This is a genomic window from Pseudofrankia asymbiotica (genome assembly GCF_001983105.1).
Classification (GTDB): Bacteria; Actinomycetota; Actinomycetes; order Frankiales; family Frankiaceae; genus Pseudofrankia; species Pseudofrankia asymbiotica.
The window spans coordinates 1-14,836 of record NZ_MOMC01000067.1; the positions used below are offsets into that span (position 1 = coordinate 1).

Sequence of the window (14,836 nt, forward strand, 5' to 3'; positions counted from 1 at the left end):
CCCGCACCCTGCCCGACGGCGCCACCGACACCTACCGCCACGACCCCGAAGGCAACCTCGTCGAACACACCGACCCCGCCGGCCTCACCACCACCACCGAGCACACCCACTTCGACCTGCCCGCCGCCCGCACCACCCCCGACGGCGCCCGACTGGCCTTCGACTACGACACCGAACTGCGCCTCGTCGCCGTCACCAACCCCCACGGCCTGGTCTGGCGCTACACCTACGACCCCGCCGGCCAACTGACTACTGAGACCGACTTCAACGGCCGCGTCCTGCGCTACACCTACGACCCCGCCGGCCAACTCACCACCCGGACCAACGGCGCCGGCCAGACCATCACCCTCACCCGCGACGCCCTCGGCAACATCCTCGAGAAACACAGCCCGAACGGCGTGACCACCTTCGCCTACGACCCGGCCGGCCAGGTAGTACGAGCCACTAGCCCCGCCGGCGCCGGAGACGGCGGAGCCGGGGCCGGCGGCGAGGCCGCCAGGGTCGAGGTGACGTTCGAGCGCGACGCCGCCGGAAGGGTCGTCGCGGAGACGATCGCCGGCCGTCGCGTCGTCTCGGAGTACGACGCGCTGGGCCGCCGGACCCACCGAACCACCCCCTCAGGCGCGGTCAGCGATTGGGAATACGACGCCGCAGGTCATCCCCTGACGCTGCGTACCGCTGGCCATACCCTCCGATTCACCCACGACGCCGCCGGCCGCGAGATCGAACGCCTCCTGACACCGCTCGACGACGCCGAACTCAGACCAGGCGGCTCAGACATGAGCAGCTCAAGACTGGGCGATTCGGGACCGGCCGGTTCCGGGCCGGGCAATGTCGCGTCGGGCAATTCCGAACCGGACAGCTCAGGCACGGCCGTCGCGCTCACCCAGACCTGGGATACTAACCACCAACTGCTGTCCCAGACCGTCACCGCAGGCCCGCTCGACTCGCTCGGGACAGTATCCGCGAGCCTCGCTCGCCCTGCCAACGCCGCTGCGACCCGGCTATTGCAACGACGGGACTTCGCGTACAGCCCCGACGGCTACATCACGGAGATCGACGACCTCGCCGGTGGCCTGCGCCGCTACGATCTCGACCCGATGCGCCGCGTCGTCGCCGTCACCGGTTCCGCCTGGCAGGAACGCTACGCCTACGACGCCGCCGGCAACATCACCCACGCCACCTGGCCGGTCATCGGCTCACCGACGACCACCCAGAGAGGCATGGGCGACGAGACTGGAACCAGAGCCGGGACCGGAGCGGGAGCGAGAGCTGAGGTCGCAGACGGCACCGAGGTCGAAGTTGGGGTTGGAGTTGGCACCAGCCGCGGCGAGGAGGACGAGCGCGGCGGGCGTGAATACGCCGGCACCCTGATCCGCCGCGTCGGCGCCGTCCGCTACGAACACGACGCCCAGGGCCGCGTCACCCTCCGCCAACGCAGACGTCTCTCCGCCAAGCCCCACACCTGGCGCTACACCTGGGACGCCGACGACCGCCTCACCACCGTCGCCACCCCGGACGGCGCCCTCTGGCACTACCTCTATGACCCCTTCGGGCGCCGCGTCGCCAAACACCGCCTCACCGCAGACGGAACGATCGCCGAACGAACCACCTTCACTTGGGACGGAACGGTCCTCGCCGAACAACACCACACCACCGGAACCCTCGGCATCGGAACTCTCGGCACCGGTGATGACGTTGGCGTCATTGCCGCATCGGCAGCAACCGCCACCGACCTGAAGAGTCTCGCCACCAGCGGGCCGTCGGTGACCACCTGGGATTGGGAGCCCGGCACCTTCCGACCCCTCACCCAGACCGAACGTCGCCGTTCACAGGGCCCAGCGCGTCCCGGCGATTCCGAAGGCTCGGCCGGCTCTCCTGACTCGGCTGGCTCCGGCAGCCTAGACGGCTCTCACGGCTCCAACGGTGCTGACGGCATCAACAGCGCCGACCAGGCCTGGTTCGACGCCCGCTTCCACGCCATCATCACCGACCTCATCGGCACCCCCACCGACCTGGTCGCCCCCGACGGCACCCTCRCCTGGCACCCCCGCACCACCCTCTGGGGCGTCACCACCCCACCCACCCCTGACATCCCTATCTGCCCGCTACGCTTCCCCGGCCAATACCACGACCCCGAATCCGGCCTCAACTACAACTACCACCGCTACTACGACCCCGAAACCGCCCGTTACGAATCTCCCGACCCTCTTGGTCTTGAAGCATCGCCTAACCCTATTTTCTATGTAGCGAACCCGTTAAGCTGGCTTGACCCATTCGGCCTTGCGGCATATAAGAACTTGCACGCCTTCGGCAACAGGAGCGGCCCGCGTCCGCCACGGATAGATAAGGATCTTAAGGTTGGCCCAGATGGAAATCTAATTCCACAGGGCCCAGAAGATGCGATGGGGGCCTCCACCTTTGGGGATCCGATGAGAGCTCCGCTCAAAGGTCATTACCATTCTATTCCCGCCGATACTCAAATGCCGGAAGGTCTTGCGGTAGTTCGTGATGGATCTGATGTCGCAGGCCCTCACCTGCCGACGCATGCCACGATATACCCCACTCAGGCGATGACACCTGAAACGTTTGCCGAGCGCTTCTTGGCGCTACCTTGGAAGTATGCCGGAAGAAAGTAGCGACGTGGAGCCTTGGGAAGAGCTAGTCGAAACCGAGAAAGCGTATTTCGCCTGCAGAATGCGATTGTTTGCGGCCGGAGCCAAGGATCAGCTGGAGCTAGCGCTTACGGATCCGCGTGGGCGGGCCGCTGCGCTGCGAATGCTACTCGCCGTTCCGGTCGATTTGACGATGGAACTCGTGGAGGATGTATTCGAGGCAAGTATTGGTCTGACCGATGATATAGCGATAGCGCGAGATGTGTTGCGTCGAGTCGACCCGGGATGGCTATCGACTGCGCTACGCCCCCTTCTTGCCAATCGTTTCGAGGAGCCTAAAGAGCCAGTTGACTGGGTGGACTATCGGTGTGCAGCGGATCTTCTGGCGGATCTGAATCAGAATTCTCTCCTAAGTCGATTCCTCATCTGGGCCATCAGGATCGATGATCCTGATGTGCAAGAAATCGTGGACGATTACAGGTATGTCCTTGAAAATCACCCGCCCCAGCCATAGAATTCGATGTATTGTCCCTCGGATGTCCRCCGCCCCAAGGATCATGTCGCCATTTCCATTGCTGTTAAGGGATTCGCGAGATGGGGTTGGTCGGTATTGGCGGCACCGAGTATCGAATTTTTACCTTCGCCAGCGCGCACGACGATTACTKGACAGTGGAACGCGAGTATCTTGCCTGGATTCCTTGCGTCGAGAGGTCGCGTAATTGGATACCGGGCCGATGAATATTATGATCTTGGTCTGGTCGCGGGGTTCTCGTGTCGAACGAGTTCGGAATTATCGACGTGAGTCGATATCATTCGCGGTCAATGATAGTCATCTCCGTGTCGCCGGAAGGTATGCGGTTAGGTATGTAGCTCCCCTCTCTGTTGGCAGGATTGCGGCATCGGGACGGATTGGTTTCGTTGCTGCGTGAGACCGCGGATGAGCGTTCTTCGGGTCTCGAAAAATTCGGGGGGTGCACCCCCCGAAGGGTGCGAGCTGGACAGGTGTTCGAATGCGTGGTTTCGTTGGGACATGCCTGACGTGCCTGTTCCCGAGATCCCTCTTCCTGGGGGTGAGGCTGCCTGTCCGCCGGTAATCCCGGCCGGGTCGGTGGYCGGTATGTCCGCGGAATCGGCCCGGTTCGGATTCCGGGATGATTGTGGCTGCGTACGGGAAATCGAGGCAGAGAACGGGGATAAGGCGCCTTCTGGCGTTGGCGGTGACGGCTTGGGTGCAAGCGGCTCTGGTAGGGGTGCGGAGGGTACGGCTGTTGACGATGCGGGCGTGGGAAGTGGTGGCGAGGGCGACGGCCTGGTGGGCGGTCGTGGTGCGGGTGGTGCTGGGGCGGTTGCGGATGACAGCGAGGGTCTGGTCGGCGGGGGCGACGAGTGGTTGGGGCAGCGGCATCACGCGCTGGACGTGGCGGATGGGGTGGTCGGCGGACTGGAGAAGCTGGGCGGGGCGAACCTGTGGGCGCTGTCCGACGCGGAGGCGCTGGAACTGCTCGACCGGGCCGAGCGGTCCCGCCGGCTGCTGGCGGCGCTGCTGCTGGCGGTGGTCCGGGACCTGAACGACCGGGACCTGCGTGGAGTGTTCGGCGAGGAAGACCTGCCCTCCACCGCTGACCTGCTGCGCTGGCACCTGAAGACACGCCCCGCCGACGCGCGGCGGACGGTAACCCTCGCTCGCGATCTCGACGGCCCCTACCGGCGCACCGGCCAGGCGCTGGCCGCCGCCGAGATAAGCCACGAGCAGGCCACCGTCATCGCCGGCGCGCTCAACTCCCTGCCCGGCGATACGCCCACCGAACAGCGGGACTGGGCCGAGTCCTTCCTGCTCGACCAGGCCCGGCACCTCGACGCCGGTGACCTGGCCCAGCTCGGCAAGACCATCCGAGGCCGCCTTCAGGACCAGCTCCACCCGCCCGGCAGCGACCCGACCGACGACGGTGACCAGGCCCGTCGCCGCGAGCTGCACCTCACCGACCAGCCCGACGGCACGACCCGGATCCACGGCACGCTGGACGCCGAGGGCGCCGCCGCGTTGCGCGCCGCCCTCGAACCACTCTCCCGGCCGAAGCCCCTCGGCGAGAACCCGGAAGACCACCGCACGGTCGCCCAGCTCCGCGCTGACGCCCTCATCGAGATCACCGAGCGTGTCCTGGGCACCGGCACCCTGCCGCTCTCGCGTGGCACCCGGCCCCACGTCACGGTCACCACCACCGTCGACGAGCTGCTGAGCAGGGACCGGGCCGGGTTGGCCACCTCGGCCACTCCAACCACTCCAGCCACCACCGGCTATGGCCTGCCGCTGTCCCACGCCGCGCTGGAAAGAATCTGCTGTGACGCCGACCTCACCCACCTCCTGCTCTCCCGAGAAGGAATGCCCCTGGAACTCGGCCGGACCCGCAGGATCGTTCCGCCCTGGCTACGCCGCGCCCTCGCGGCCAGGGACGGCGGCTGTGCTTTCCCGAACTGCCCCAAACCGGCCGCCTGGGCAGATGCTCATCACCTCGTCCACTGGCTTTCCGGCGGCGAGACGAACGTCGGCAACACCATGCTGCTCTGTCCCTACCACCACCGTGTCATCCATCGCGATGAATGGAAAGTCCTCATGGGCGTGGACGGTCACCCGTACTTCATTCCACCCTATTCAGTCGACACACAGCAGCGGCCCCGACGCAACCCTCTCCACCGCACCCTCAACCACCTCTACACCGGAATCTGGGATCCCACCCATGCCGGCGGTGACGGCTTGCCCGACGAGCCCGTCCGGCAGCCCACTCATGACCGTGGCGTCAAGGAGGCCGTCAGCGGCTGGCGCGCGTCCGGTGTCCACGACGGCCCGGACAGTACTTTGTTCGTCGGCCCTCGTCGGCACTCCACCCTTCGTCAGCCCGGTGCCTCCGCCGGCCCTCTGCCATATGAGAACCACGAAGACCGCGAAGACGCCCTGCCGACCAGCGAACCCGCATCTCAGCCATGGCTCGGCTGGCCGGAACCACCAGCGAACTGACCTCGGCAGCGCCAGTGGAAAGTGGATGGAGCTGCCGGCAGCAGATCAGGCCACCCCGCCAAGGCGCATCGCGCCGCCCGCGAGCGCTGGAAGCGAACGAAGTGGGCGGTGCGACGACGAACTGGCGGTCCGAGCGGGCCAGACTGAGGGCTCCCGCCCCGAGCCGCCCGCCCCAGACCGAGCCGCCCCGAACCGTTCAGGTGACCTTGGCGAAGAACGCGCGGAGGTCGGCGGCGAAAGGACCCGGCTGGTCCATCGCGATGAAGTGATGGCCGGCGGGGTTGTCGTCCGGMCAGTGGAGGATGGTGTTGTGGCGTTCGGCGAGCCGGCGGATTCCAGGCGGTCCGCTGTAGACGCCGGTCGGCGCGGCGGTCTGGCCTTCCGGCCAGCTGGAGCTGGTGCTGTCGTAGTAGGGCCAGGCCGACGTTCCGAATGTTCCGGTGAACCAGTACAGGCTCACGTTCGTCAGGAACAGGTCCCGGTCGATCACCTGGTCCAGCGGCCGGCCTGACGCGTTGAACTCGTGGAACTTCTGCGTCATCCAGGCCAGCGCGGCGAGCGGGGRGTCGTGCCACCCGTACGCGAATGTCTGGGGCGCCGTCCGCAACAGCGCGTGATGGTCCACGCCGCTCGCCCAGTCCTGCGACATCATGCTGGCGTACGCCGCCCGCTCGTCCTCGGTCATGTCGGGCAGGTCCTTCTCGGTGGGGAAGCCGAGTCCGCTGACGACATAGACCCCAACCACCTGGTCCGGTGCCACCCTGGCCACCTCGGGGGCGACGTAGGCCCCGAAATCCCCGCCCGCCGCGCCGTACCGCTCATAGCCGAGACGGCGCATCAGCTCCACCCAGATCCCGGCCACCCGAGCCGCGGTCCAGCCGGTCTCCCGCGGCGGCGCGGAGAACCCGAATCCCGGCACGGAAGGTACGACGACGTGGAACGCCTGGGCCGGGTCATCCCCACGCGCGCCGGGATTGGTCAGGTGGTCGATGAGACCGGTGAACTCCACGAACGAGTTCGGCCAGCCATGCGTCAGGACGATCGGAAGGGCGGCGGGCTCGGGCGAGCGTACGTGCAGGAAATGGATGTCCTGGCCGTCGATCTCCGTCGTGAACTGCGGGAACTCGTTCAGTCGTGCCTCGTGCCGGCGCCAGTCGTAACTGTCGCGCCAGTAGTCGGCCAGCTCTCGGAGGTAGGCGGCGGGGACACCACGGCTCCAGCCGTCGCCGGGCAGCTGCCGCGGCCACCGGGCGTGGTCCAGCCGGTCTTTCAGGTCCGCTGCGTCGATCTCGATCTGGAATGGGCGGGTCCCAGCGCTCATGTCTCTCCCAGTTCGTCGAGGCGATGGGATCAACGGTAGAGCCTCTACAGGTCGGAACCTGTCCTAAATGAGCGGCGAGAGACGCGCGGTGGCGGGAAACCTCCTCCGGGCATGTCGGCTTCCGGGCATGCCGAAGCGCCGGGAGGGCGACCACGGCGGTCACCCTCCCGGCGGGGCTGACGTCAGCGCCGGAAAAGCCGAGCCCGAGAGCCGGGGCTCGAGAAGCCTGGGCCCGAAACGCCTGGGCCCGGAAAGCCAGAGGCCTGACGTCAGAGACCGAGACGGGTCAGAGGTCGAACTCCTCGGGGGAGAGGCCGACGGCGAAGCAGGCCTCGCGGACGACCGCCTGCTCGGTCTTGTCGAAGGTGCCGTCCGCGCCGCCGATGATGATGCCGATCTGGATCACGGCGCGGGCCTCGGCCGGCTTCTTCTTCGTCTTGCCGATCTCCTGCAGTACCGAGACCTTGCCGAAGGCGAAGTCGGCCATCAGCTTGTTCAGGTACTCGTTGAAGCGCCGCTGCAGGTCGTCGGCCGGGAAGTTGTTGAGGACCTCGTTGGTCGCGATCAGGCCGGCCACCCGCTGGCGCTCGGCCGGGTCGACGCTGCCATCGGCGGCGGCGACCAGGGCGCACATCGCCATGCTCGCGTCGCGGAACGCCCCGCTCTTCAGGTCGTTCTTCTTCGCGACCAGCTGGGTCTGCATGCCCTGCGCCGACTGCCGCAACTGATTCCAGATTGCCACCGCTGCTCCTTTGCGCGCGGCCGGCCCGGCGGGCCTGCCGGGCCGGTCCCTCGTCAGCCGCCCGCCGGATCACGGCCCGTCCGGCGTCGCCGATTCTGCCCAGTCAACGTCCGACGATCGCGGCGCGCTCCCAGCCACGGCGCGCGGCCGGCCACGGCGCGCAACCGATCCCGGCGCGTAGCCGATCGGCGGCCGTCGCGGTCTGACCGCGAGGTGGCGCGGCCTCGGACCTTGGGTGATCCGGGCGGGACGTTCCGTACCGGGGTGTGCCGAACCGGGGTGTACGGTGACTCCTCGCCACGCGCCGAGACAAGGCGCGGGTGTCTCTTCACAACGGATCGTCCGGCACGTACCTGCCGGTGGAGGGGAAACAAGATGGCRACCGTGACCTTCGAGAAGGCCGAACGGCGGTATCCCGGAGCGCCCACGGCGGCGGTCAGGGGCATCGACCTCACGATCGAGGACGGCGAGTTCATGGTGCTCGTCGGTCCCTCGGGGTGTGRCAAGTCGACGACCCTGCGCATGCTCGCCGGGCTCGAGGAGGTGACCTCGGGCCGCATCCTGATCGGCGACCGCGACGTCACCAACGCCCCGCCGAGGGACCGCGACATCGCGATGGTCTTCCAGAGCTACGCGCTGTACCCGCACATGTCGGTCTTCGAGAACATGGAGTACGCGCTCAAGATCGCAAAAACGCCCAAGGAGGAGCGTGAGCGCCGGGTCAGGGCCGCCGCGACGCTCCTCGGCCTCACGGACTACCTCGACCGCAAGCCGAAGGCGCTGTCCGGTGGCCAGCGCCAGCGGGTGGCGATGGGCCGGGCGATCGTCCGGGAGCCGCAGGTCTTCTGCATGGACGAGCCGCTGTCGAACCTCGACGCCAAGATGCGGGTGCAGACCAGGACCGACATCGCGAAGCTGCAGGCCGACCTCGGCGCCACGACGGTCTACGTCACCCATGATCAGGTCGAGGCGATGACCATGGGTGACCGCGTCGCGGTGATGAACGAGGGCGAGCTGCAGCAGGTCGCCGCGCCGATGGAGCTCTACCGTCGTCCCGCCAACCTCTTCGTCGCCGGCTTCATCGGCAGCCCGCAGATGAACCTCCTACCGGCGACGGTGACCGGTGGCTCGATCCGGCTCGGCGAGTACATCCTGCCGCTCAAGGCCCCGGCTCTGGCGAAGCTGCCCAGGGACCTGACCGTCGGCCTGCGCCCGGAGGCGTTCCAGGTCGTGCCCGACGGCGGCCTCCCGCTGGACGTCGTGGTCGTCGAACACCTCGGCTCGGACTCGTACGCCCACGGCACCGTGACGCTGGGTGAGGGGCCGGCGGGGCCGGCGGGGCCGGCGGGGCCGGCGGGGCCGGCGGGGGCGGCGGGGGCGGCGGGGGCGGCGGGGGCGATGGGGGCGGCGGGGGCGATGGGGGCGGGAGCGCCGGGTGAGCGAGTGCCGGGTGAGGCGGCTTTGGGCGAGGGGCCCCTGGGCTCGGGAACCAGCCGCCTGGTGGTCCGGGTCCCGTCGCGGCAGGAGGTCGCCAAGGGCGACCGGCTCCGGGTGGCCGTGGACGGCGGGGACATCCATCTCTTCGACACCGTCACGGGTCTGCGCCTGGACGCCTGACCGCTGTCTCGCCCCGGCCGTCCGTGGCCGGGGCGAGGCGCGGCAGGGCGGGTCAGCACGGAGCGTCGTTACGTTCCGGTGAAACCGGAAGATTCTTCTTGACCTGAATAAGTAAGGATGGTCAACTAACAAACCATCGCTGGGCGGTCGATCGACCGGATGCCCAGACAGCTCCGTGACAGTCAGTGACAGCCAGGAGACGGGAGTCCGATGAAGAAGAAGCTCACCGGTCGGGTCGCGGGCGGCGTCGCGCTCGTGGCGGCGACCACGCTCGCGCTGACCGCGTGCGGCGGTGGCGGCTCGTCCGACGACGGCTCGACCACGCTCAAGCTCGTGGTCGCCGACTACGGCACCGGACCGGACAACGCCAGCTCCAGGTACTGGCAGGGCATCGCCGACGACTTCCACGCGGCGCACGCCGACATCACCGTCAAGATCACGTCGATCCCGTGGACCCAGTTCGACCAGCAGGTCCAGACGATGATCCAGAACAAGCAGTACCCGGACATCACCGAGGGCGACTACTTCTCGAACTACGCCGAGGACGGCCTGCTCTACCCCGCCTCCGACGTGCTGTCGAACCCGGGCAACCTGCTGCCCGCCTTCAAGGACCAGGGCACGTTCGAGGGCCAGCAGTACGGCCTGYCGTTCACGACGTCGAGCCGCACGCTGTTCTACAACAAGAAGCTCTTCACGCAGGCCGGCATCACCAGTGCGCCGAAGACCTGGGCCGACGTCCAGGCGGACGCCGAGAAGGTCAAGGGCCTCGGCCAGACCGGCTTCGGCCTGCCGCTCGGCGCCGAGGAGGCGCAGGCCGAGTCGCTGCTGTGGATGCTCGGTGCCGGCGGCGGCTTCCAGGCGGACGGCAAGTACACCATCGACAGCGCGGCGAACGTCGAGGCCTTCACCTTCCTCAAGGGCCTGGTCGCCGCGGGTGACACCGAGCCGAACCCCGCCACCGTCAACCGCACCGACCTGTGGCAGAAGTTCGCGCAGGGCCAGGTCGGAATGATCAACGGTTCGCCGGCCCTCATCCCGATCATCCAGGACGCCGGCGTGCTGCGGGACAGCGACTGGACCTCGGTCCCGATCGCGGGCAAGAGCGGCCCGCTGGCGACCACGCTCGGCGTCTGCGACAACGTCGCGGCGTTCAAGCCGAACGGCCACCAGACGCAGATCAAGCAGTTCCTGGACTTCGCCTACCAGGACAAGTACCAGCTCCAGTTCGACAAGGAGTACAAGCTGCTGCCGGCCACCACCACGGCCAGTACCGCGCTTGAGTCCGACCCCGTGTTCGCGCCGTTCCTCACGGCCCTGCCCAAGTCGATCCAGTACCCCAGCGACACGTCGTGGGCGAACGTGAAGACGAAGATCCAGCAGACCATCGGCACGGCCGTGACCGGCGACCCGGCGTCGGTTCTCGGTGACCTGCAGAAGTCGGCCACGGCCGGCAGCTAGCCCTGGACCCCTCGGGCTGGGTCCGGTCCCGGGCCGGACCCAGCCCGAGGCATGCTCACCCCACCGCGTTCCGGAACCGAAATCCCAATACCGGAACGCCGGCACCGGAATGCCGGCGTTCCGGTGCCGGCACCGGAACGCCGGCACCTCTGTCCCAGCAGCCGAACCAGAAACGTGAGGATCAGATGGCCGCCCTGCGTCGCCTGACGCCCCTGGCGTGGCTCGGCCCGGCGCTCGTGCTCATCGGCGTCGTCGTCCTGTGGCCCGTCGTGGTCATGGTCCAGTCGTCGTTCCAGCACATCGGCGGCGAGGGCTTCGTCGCCGGGTACAACGGGACCGACAACTACGACCGCCTGTTCCACGAGCCCGACTTCGTCCCGGTGCTGCTGCGGACGCTCGTGTGGGTGGTCGTGGTCGTCGCCGTGACGATGCTGCTGGCGCTCGGCCTCGCGCAGCTCTTCCACCAGCGCTTTCCCGGCCGCCGGGTGGCGCGGTGGGCACTGATCGTCCCCTGGGCCGCGTCGGTGATGATGACGGCGCTCATCTTCAGGTGGGCGCTCGACYCGAACAGCGGCGTCATCAACCTGTTCCTGCACCAGATAGGCGTCGTCGACAAGCTCGGCTCGAACCAGGCGCACTGGCTGGGCGACCCGCACCACGCGCTGCCCTGGATGATGGCCGTGGCCGTCTTCGTGTCGCTCCCGTTCACGACGTACGCGATCCTCTCCGGACTGYAGGGCATTCCCGAGGACGTGTACGAGGCGGCGTCGCTCGAYGGGGCCACCGGGCTGCGTAGCTACCGCGACATCACGCTGCCGCTGCTGCGGCCGGCGATCGTGGTCGCCACGCTCATCAACGTCATCAACGTCTTCAACTCTTTCCCGATCATCTGGGAGATGACGCGGGGAGGGCCGGGCTACCAGACGAGCACCTCGACCATCTTCATGGTCGACCTCAAGCAGGGCAACGTCGGCGAGGCGGCCGCGATGTCGGTCATCAACTTCGCCCTGGTGATCGTGATCGTCGTGGTCTACCTGTCGACGACGCGCTGGAAGGAGCAGGTGGACCGGTGAGGACCTCCCGTGCCCGCACCGTGGCGGTCGCCACCGGGGCGTACCTGGTCGCGATCGTCTTCCTGCTGCCCTACGTCGAGATGATCATCGCGGCTGGCCGGACGAAGCGCGAGCTGCTGGACGCGAACTACTTCCCGAAGCACTTCACGTTCTCGAACTTCACGTCGCTGTGGTCCGCGGACGGGCTCGGCGGCAACATCTGGGTCAGCCTGCAGGTCGCCGGCGGTGCCACGATCCTGGCACTCCTGGTCGCCATACCGGCGGGGTACTACACGGCGCGGCACCGTTTCCGCGGCCGCACGGCGTTCCTGCTCGTGGTGCTGGCGACCCAGATGTTCCAGCCGGCCGCCATGCTGGTCGGCCTGCAGCGCGAGTTCACGAACTTCGACCTGCCCTCGGCGACCGTCTCCCTGATCATCGTGAACGCCGGGTTCAACCTCGCCTTCGCGATCTGGATCCTCAACGCCTTCTTCTCCTCCATCCCCGTCGAGCTGGAGGAGGCCGCGCAGGTCGACGGCCTCAGCCGGATCGGCGCGCTCGTCCGGATCACCCTCCCGCTGGCGGCGCCGGGCATCGTGACCGCGCTGATCTTCACCTTCATCACCGCCTGGAACGAGTTCCTGGTCGCGCTCACCCTCAGCCTCGGCTCGCCACCGGCCGACCGRCCGCTGACCGTGGCGATCGACGGGTATGTCGGGCAGTACTCCACCGACTGGGGCCACCTCTTCGCCGGCGGCCTGGTCGCGACCGTGCCGGTGATCATCCTCTTCGCGCTGATCGAGCGCCGCGTGGTGACCGGCCTGACGGCCGGAGCGGTCAAGTGACCCGGACCTCCCGGATCGGCTCCGCGGGCTCCGCCAATCCGGCAGGGACCCCGGGTCCACAGGAGCGGCCCGCCGCCCCGCGCCGCCGCCAGCTGCGGCCGACCGGCAAGCTGCTCGCCGAGGATGCCAGGCGCCACCACCGCGCCCTGATGCTGCAGCGGCTCTTCAGCGAGGGCCCGGTCAGCCGCGCGGACCTCGCCCGCGCCACCGGCCTGACCCGCGTGACGGTGTCCGACCTGGTGGGTGGCCTGATCGACGACGGCCTGATCGTCGAGCTCGGCTCGCCGGCCGAGACCCGGGTCGGGAAGCCGCCCACCCTCGTCGGCATCGCCGCCGACGCGCGGCACATCGTGGCCCTCGACCTGTCACCCGACGATCGCATGATCGGCACGGTCCAGGACCTCCTCGGCGCGGTCAAGGCGCGCGTCGAGCTCCCGCGCGAGGGGCGGTCCGGCGCCCAGGCTGTCCGCCTCGCGGTCAGCCTGGCCGCGGAGCTGCTGCGGGCGACGGACCGGACGGTGCTCGGGATCGGCGTCGGCAGCCCCGGCATCGTCGACGGCCGCGGCGTCGTGCTCGACGCGCCGAACCTGAGCTGGCGCGACGTCGACCTCGCGGGCACGCTGCACCGCGAGTTCGGCGTCCCCGTCCACGTCGCGAACGACGCGAACACCGCCGTGCTCGGCGAGCACACGTTCGGCGAGGCCGGCGACGGCGACTTCCTGCTGCTGCGCATCGCGACGGGCGTCGGCGCCGGCCTCGTCGTCGGCGGCGTCCTCGTGCAGGGCCACGGGTCGGCCGCGGGCGAGATCGGCCATGTGATCGTCGACCCCGGGGGCAAGCCGTGCGCCTGCGGACGGGTCGGCTGCCTGGAGACGGTGCTGGCCGTGCCCCGGCTGCGGGAGCGGGACCCGGCGGCCCTCGCCCAGGTCGGCGAGGTGCTCGGCGAGGCGCTGGCGCCGGTCATCGGCCTCCTCAACCTGCACCAGCTCGTCCTCGCCGGCCCGCGGGACCTGCTCGACGGCGCGCTGCGCGACGCCGTCGACCGGACCGTCAGGGAGCGCACCATGGCGGTGACCACGGAGGATTTCGTGGTACGCACCTCCCCGCTGGGCGACGATGTCGTCCTGGCCGGCGCCGCGGTGCTGGTGCTGTCCGGAGAGCTGGGGGTCTCGTGAGCGCGGCGACGGAGCTGGTTCGAGACGCTCGAGACGCCGCTGGCGCGCGGGTGGGGCTTGACATCGGGGCGACCAAGATCCTTGGAGTGGTCGTCGCCGCGGACGGGACCGTGCTCGCCCAGGCCAGGGAGACGACCGTCGCCGGGCCCGACGGGGTGCTGGCCTCGGCCGGGGCCGTGCTCGAACGGCTCGCCGCGGCGGCCGGCGGCTCGCTGCCGGCGGTCATCGGGGTCGGCGTGCCCGGCATCGTCGACCGCGCCGCCGGCGCGGTGAAACACGCGGTCAACCTCGGCCTGGACGGCGACTGGTTCCCGCTCGCCGCGCGCATCGGCGCGCGCGCCGGCGACCTGCGCCAGCCGGGGGCGGGCGCGGCTCGGGTGACGCTCGAGAACGACCTCAACGCCGCGACCTGGGGCGCCCACGTGCTCAGCGGGGCCGACGACCTCGCCTACGTGAGCCTCGGGACCGGGCTCGCGGCGGGCTTCGTCCTCGACGGCGTGCTGCGGCGCGGAGCGCACGGCGCGGCCGGCGAGATCGGGCATGTGCCCGTCGACCCGGCCGGCGAGCTGTGCTCCTGCGGGCAGAAGGGCTGCCTCGAACTGGTCGCGTCCGGCTCGGCCGTGACGGCCGCGTGGCCGTCGCCGGATCTGCCCGCCGCCGAGGCGCTGTTCGCGGCCGCGTCGGCCGGCGACCCGGCGGCGGTCGCGGCGCGCGACCGCTTCGTGCACGGGGTCGCCGACGCGGTCCGGATGCTCGGGCTGACCGTCGACCCGGCCGTGATCATCCTAGGCGGTGGCGTCGCGAACCTCGGTGCCCCGCTGCGCGACGCGGTGGCCGCGACGCTGCGCACGCAGGCGGCGACCTCGCCGTTCCTCGCGTCGCTCGACCTGGCGAGCCGGCTGCGGCTGGTGCCCCAGGGCATGCCCGTCGGCGCCCTGGGCGCCGCGATGATCGGGGATGCCGGGTGACCGGGCAGCCCAGGTGACGGGCCGGGCTCA

The 14,836-nt window shown here is 69.2% G+C and carries 11 protein-coding genes; 9 read left to right on the top strand and 2 right to left on the bottom strand.

Translation table 11 applies throughout. The annotated features are described in order from the left end of the window. The 3 genes from BL253_RS29570 to BL253_RS29575 form a co-directional block, all read left to right on the top strand. On the top strand, positions 1-2,639 hold a 2,639-nt coding region (locus tag BL253_RS29570; protein WP_338013758.1), incomplete at its 5' end, for an RHS repeat-associated core domain-containing protein. Positions 2,640-2,643: 4 nt separating this feature from the next. Then, positions 2,644-3,129 (top strand): hypothetical protein, encoded by a 486-nt coding sequence (locus BL253_RS41920; protein ID WP_131831605.1) that lies wholly within the window; start codon positions 2,644-2,646, stop codon positions 3,127-3,129. Between the two features lie 768 nt (positions 3,130-3,897). Beyond that, on the top strand, positions 3,898-5,628 hold the full coding sequence (locus BL253_RS29575; protein ID WP_274535270.1) for an HNH endonuclease signature motif containing protein: 1,731 nt from the start codon (positions 3,898-3,900) through the stop codon (positions 5,626-5,628). A 196-nt stretch (positions 5,629-5,824) separates the two neighbouring features. On the opposite strand, the gene BL253_RS29580 is transcribed toward BL253_RS29575, so the two are convergent. Together BL253_RS29580 and BL253_RS29585 are read right to left on the bottom strand one after the other, a co-directional pair. Further along, positions 5,825-6,949, bottom strand: coding sequence for an epoxide hydrolase family protein (locus tag BL253_RS29580; protein WP_076820600.1), 1,125 nt, complete (start codon positions 6,947-6,949; stop codon positions 5,825-5,827). Positions 6,950-7,235: 286 nt separating this feature from the next. Then, the gene (locus tag BL253_RS29585) at positions 7,236-7,691 is read right to left on the bottom strand and encodes a tellurite resistance TerB family protein (protein WP_076820601.1); all 456 of its coding nucleotides are present in this window, start codon (positions 7,689-7,691) and stop codon (positions 7,236-7,238) included. A 375-nt stretch (positions 7,692-8,066) separates the two neighbouring features. On the opposite strand from BL253_RS29585, the gene BL253_RS29590 reads away from it, so the two are divergent. From BL253_RS29590 to BL253_RS29615, 6 genes are all read left to right on the top strand, one after another. Continuing rightward, positions 8,067-9,308, top strand: coding sequence for an ABC transporter ATP-binding protein (locus BL253_RS29590; protein ID WP_241835265.1), 1,242 nt, complete (start codon positions 8,067-8,069; stop codon positions 9,306-9,308). Positions 9,309-9,518: 210 nt separating this feature from the next. Beyond that, positions 9,519-10,766, top strand: a complete 1,248-nt coding sequence (locus BL253_RS29595) for an extracellular solute-binding protein (protein ID WP_076820602.1) — start codon at positions 9,519-9,521, stop codon at positions 10,764-10,766. A 185-nt stretch (positions 10,767-10,951) separates the two neighbouring features. Continuing rightward, entirely contained in the window at positions 10,952-11,839 is an 888-nt protein-coding gene (locus tag BL253_RS29600) for a carbohydrate ABC transporter permease (protein WP_076820603.1), read from the top strand. Continuing rightward, entirely contained in the window at positions 11,836-12,663 is an 828-nt protein-coding gene (locus tag BL253_RS29605; protein ID WP_076820604.1) for a carbohydrate ABC transporter permease, read from the top strand. The genes BL253_RS29600 and BL253_RS29605 overlap by 4 nt, the downstream gene beginning before the upstream one ends. After that, the gene (locus BL253_RS29610; protein ID WP_241835266.1) at positions 12,660-13,838 is read left to right on the top strand and encodes an ROK family transcriptional regulator; all 1,179 of its coding nucleotides are present in this window, start codon (positions 12,660-12,662) and stop codon (positions 13,836-13,838) included. The genes BL253_RS29605 and BL253_RS29610 overlap by 4 nt, the downstream gene beginning before the upstream one ends. Beyond that, positions 13,835-14,806, top strand: coding sequence for an ROK family protein (locus tag BL253_RS29615; RefSeq protein ID WP_241835267.1), 972 nt, complete (start codon positions 13,835-13,837; stop codon positions 14,804-14,806). Before BL253_RS29610 ends, BL253_RS29615 begins: the two co-directional genes overlap by 4 nt. The last annotated feature ends 30 nt before the right edge of the window (positions 14,807-14,836 follow it).